Source organism: Mesorhizobium sp. M2A.F.Ca.ET.067.02.1.1 (genome assembly GCF_004023285.1).
GTDB lineage: Bacteria > Pseudomonadota > Alphaproteobacteria > Rhizobiales > Rhizobiaceae > Mesorhizobium.
The window spans coordinates 1-3805 of record NZ_RZSB01000593.1 but is presented as its reverse complement, the minus strand read 5'-3'; the positions used below and the strand labels follow the sequence as shown (position 1 = coordinate 3805).

Here is a 3805-nt window from a genome sequence, read left to right as displayed (position 1 = left end):
GCGTGTTGCTGAGCAGCGGCGCGACGTCGATCCGGCCCGAGCCGATCAGGTCGACCGCCAGGGCGAATTCCGTGTCGAAGCGGAAGCTGCCCTTCACCTGGATTTCCTTGGTGACGATGACCGACATGGAAAGCTCCGCCGTCGCGCCCTGGCCGACGGCCACCAGCGTGCCGCGCGGCTTGATGACAGGCAAGGCGCTGGCGACCGTCCCGCCCTGGCCGGCGGCCTCGAAGACGACGTCGAAATACCCCTTGTTGGCGGCGTAGCCGTCCATCGCCTCGGCATGTGTGGCGACATTGATCGTGCGGTCGGCGCCGATCTTGGCGGCGTATTGCAGCGGTCTGTCCTGCACATCGGTGACGACGACTTCGCGCGCGCCGGCAAAGCGCGCGGCGAGCACCAGCAGCGTGCCGATCGGTCCAGCGCCCATGATCAGCACGCGGCTGCCATAGACCGGCGCCTGGGCGACGGCATGCAGCGTCACGGCAAGAGGCTCCGCGAACGCGCCGGCGGTAGGGTCGGAGCCCGTCGTCAGCGGCACGGCGTTTTTGGCGCGGCAGACGAGATGTTCGGCAAAGCCGCCCTGCACATGCGGCATGCGCATCGCCGACCCCAGGAAGCGCATGTCGAGGCAATGGATCGGTTGCCCGGCCCGGCAGAAGGCGCAGACGCCGCAAGGGTTGGCGGGATTGACGGCGACCGCCGTCCCCACCGCCGGCCTGGAAACGCCGGCGCCCAGCGCCTCGACGCGGCCGGCGATCTCGTGGCCGAGGATCATCGGCTCCTTCATGCGCACAGTGCCGAAACCGCAATGGCGGAAATAATGCAGGTCGGAGCCGCAAATGCCGCCGCGCGCAATGCGCACCAGTACCTCGCCTGGCCCGGGCCCTGGCGTTGTGCGCTCCTCGACGTCGAGGTCGAGCGGCCGGCGCAGCACCACCGCGCGCATCGAGGATGTTGGCGACAAACCGGCTCTCCGCTGCTTCCCCCAACAGCTAACAGGAAAGTCGCGATGCCTTCAACTGCATTTATCTGACAAATCAGATGATAATGGACAGGTTCGGCTTGCTAAGATAACACCGACGCTTGCTAGCAGAACCAAATGGGCCGGGACAAAATGGCAGGCAACCAGACGGCGTCGGTGACGGACGAGATAACCAACAATCTCGGCCGCGAGATTCTCCGAGGGCTGTTTCCGCCCGGCGCGACCCTGATTGGCGAGGAGGAGATCTGCGCCCGCTTCGGCGCCAGCCGAAGTGCGGCGCGCGAAGCGGTGAAGATCCTGTGGGCCAAAGGCCTGCTGGTCACCCGCCCGCGGCGTGGCTCGCGCATCCGCCCGCTGAAGGACTGGAATTTCTTGGACCCCGCGGTGCTGGGTTGGCTGCGCGCCAGCGCGACACCGCGCCACTTCATCATCGAGCTTCTGGAAGTGCGCCTGGGTTTCGAATGCGAGGCCGCGGCTCTTGCCGCGAGCCGCAACAACCCGGACGAGATCGTCGCCATCCGCGAGGCCTTCGAAGCGATGCGCGCGGCCTCCTCCGGCCAGGGCGATCCGGTCTTGTCGGACGCCGCTTTCCATGAAGCGGTGCTTGCCGCCACCGGGAACCGCTTCTTCCTGCCGCTCTCCGCGCTGATCCACACGGCGCTGCAGTATAGCGTGCCGACCACCAACGCGCTGTTCGGTCACCCGGTGGGCGATCTCGACGCGCATGGCAAGGTGCTGAAGGCGATCGAGTCCGGCGACTCCGCAAGAGCCCGCAAGGCCATGCACGACATGCTGAGCGAGGTGCTCGCCCGCGTGCGCACGGCAGCTGAACTCACTGGTGCCGGCTGAATCGTTCAGATCGGAATTTGCCTGTCGTCCCGGTCTGCTGTGTGTCGGCGGCAATGGGCACGCCAGAATGGCGCTCGGCAAGCTGGAGACGATTTCTTCGTTGCGGCGAGACCACCGGCGTCGTCTCGCCTGGCAGGGTTTTCAGCCCAGTGATGATGGCCGAATTTAAGCCCGCATCGGTTCCGTTGCCGGTAGGGGAAGGCAGGTCTCGGCCAGCCGCACCCCGGCCCACGGTTCGAAGACCGCCCACGCCGTTACGCGCAGTTAAGGTCGGACTGGTACATTACGCTACGTTCGGTCGGGGAATAATGGCCCATGAGCCAGCGCGCGTTCATCACTCTGCTCGTCCTTCTGGCGGTGCTGCTCGCGCTGTCGGCGACGTCCTTTCCAGGCGCGATGATCGGCTTCCTGTTCGGCATCGCCATTGCCTTGTTCGTCGCCGGACCGGCGATGCTGATCGGCAAGGTGCTCGAGAATAACGGCATTCCGATATCCGGCGGGCGGTCTTGTGGATGCTGGCCAGGTTTTATGCGCTGCTTACTCTCTTCGCGGCATTCCAGACCTGGCGCCGGCTTCAGCGTCAGGAGACCGGCCAGGCGCGATCCGCGGGGCTGCGGCTGGCGCTGCTCGTCGCGCTTCTCGCGATGGCATGGCTTTCAGTGAACGCGATGCAGGAAGCCTGGCCGTGAGGCCGCCAATATGCGGCAACCTCACGAATAAGGCTCGATTCAGCGCTTCGGCCCAAAGCCAGGATAGGGGTTGAGCGGCACGATCGCCGTGATGTCCATCATGCCGGCCTCGATCAGCGGCAGCGTGGCGAGATGGCCGCGCACTTCCTTCTCGTCGGCCGCCTCGAACATCATGCCGCTGCCGGGAATGTCGCCACGGTTCCAGATCTGGCGCACCGCGCCTTGCACGTAAAGCGCCTTTCGCCGCTCGGACTCCGGCGGCAGCAGCGGCGCGAAATCGGCGTCGCTGAATTTTTGGGTGTTGCGGCTGAGCAGGGCAAAGAACTGCATGGCGATCTCCTTCGTGGCTGGGGTGACGAGGGAGATATCGCGCCGAGTCCAGACTGTCCAAGACTGATTAGGATAAAGCTCAGACCTTTGAGGACTTGGAATTGAGAGGCCAAAAAATGCTCGACCTGCGCCAGATCAGATATTTCGTCGCCGTCGCCGAGGCCGGCAATGTCGGCCGCGCCGCCGAGCAATTGCACGTTTCGCAGTCGCCCTTGAGCCGGCAAATCATACAGCTCGAGGAGCAGCTCGGCGTCACTTTGTTCGAGCGGGTGAAGCAGCGCCTCCATCTCAACGCCGAGGGCAGGGCCTTCCTTGCCGAAGCGCGCGCCTTGCTTGCCAACGCGGCGCGACTGGAAGAGCTGGGCCGCAACCTCGCCAGCGGCGCCACGGGCAGCCTTGCCATCGGCTATGTCGAGGGCGCGGTGCATGCGGGGCTGATCGCCGCGATGCTGAAGGATTTCCGCCACGCGCGGCCGGATTTCCACCTGCAACTCAGGAGCCTGCGAACGGCTGCGCAATTCGATGATCTGAGGCAGCGCGTGCTCGACCTCGGTTTCGTCTACTCGCCGGCACCCGAGGGCGATCCCGATCTTGAAAGCATGCTGGTGCGGCGCGAGCCATTGGTGCTGGCAATCCCAGAGGGCGATCCGCTTGCCGGTATCGCCGACATACAGCCCGGGCAACTCGACGGCCGCGTCTGGATCACCGTCGTGCGCCAGCCCGGCGACACCAACCGCGCGCAGTTCCTGGCGGCCTGCGCCGAATCCGGTTTCATGCCCGACATCGCCTATGAGACGAACGATCCGTTGACGTCGCTCGGCCTGGTCAGCGCCGGTCTCGGCCTCGCCACGGTCCAGGAAAGCTTGCGCAGCGCGGCACCTCCGGGCGTGATCTTCCGCGACCTGCCCTGGTTCAAGCGCAGCGTGTCGATCCATCTGGCATGGCGCAGGAA

Annotated in this window: 5 protein-coding genes; 3 read left to right on the top strand and 2 right to left on the bottom strand. The window is 65.5% G+C overall.

What is annotated here, in order from left to right; all coding sequences use genetic code 11:
- A partial coding sequence (locus EOA28_RS28210; RefSeq protein ID WP_148670895.1) for an L-idonate 5-dehydrogenase occupies window positions 1-967 on the bottom strand: 967 nt, incomplete at its 3' end.
- Between the two features lie 135 nt (window positions 968-1102).
- On the opposite strand from EOA28_RS28210, the gene EOA28_RS28205 reads away from it, so the two are divergent.
- On the top strand, window positions 1103-1834 hold the full coding sequence (locus EOA28_RS28205) for a FadR/GntR family transcriptional regulator (RefSeq protein ID WP_127253647.1): 732 nt from the start codon (window positions 1103-1105) through the stop codon (window positions 1832-1834).
- Between the two features lie 315 nt (window positions 1835-2149).
- The gene (locus EOA28_RS28195) at window positions 2150-2497 is read left to right on the top strand and encodes a hypothetical protein (RefSeq protein ID WP_127253648.1); all 348 of its coding nucleotides are present in this window, start codon (window positions 2150-2152) and stop codon (window positions 2495-2497) included.
- 65 nt (window positions 2498-2562) lie between these two features.
- On the opposite strand, the gene EOA28_RS28190 is transcribed toward EOA28_RS28195, so the two are convergent.
- Complete coding sequence (locus EOA28_RS28190) at window positions 2563-2853, bottom strand: muconolactone Delta-isomerase family protein (protein WP_126078275.1); 291 nt, start codon at window positions 2851-2853, stop codon at window positions 2563-2565.
- Between the two features lie 116 nt (window positions 2854-2969).
- On the opposite strand from EOA28_RS28190, the gene EOA28_RS28185 reads away from it, so the two are divergent.
- On the top strand, window positions 2970-3805 hold an 836-nt coding region (locus EOA28_RS28185; protein WP_148670894.1), incomplete at its 3' end, for a LysR family transcriptional regulator.

Excerpts from the sequence above, each read along its gene's own strand:
- EOA28_RS28205 (WP_127253647.1), top strand. The coding sequence starts at position 1,103 with ATGGGCCGGGACAAAATGGCAGGCAACCAGACGGCGTCGGTGACGGAC.
- EOA28_RS28195 (WP_127253648.1), top strand. The coding sequence starts at position 2,150 with ATGAGCCAGCGCGCGTTCATCACTCTGCTCGTCCTTCTGGCGGTGCTG.
- EOA28_RS28190 (WP_126078275.1), bottom strand. The coding sequence starts at position 2,853 with ATGCAGTTCTTTGCCCTGCTCAGCCGCAACACCCAAAAATTCAGCGAC.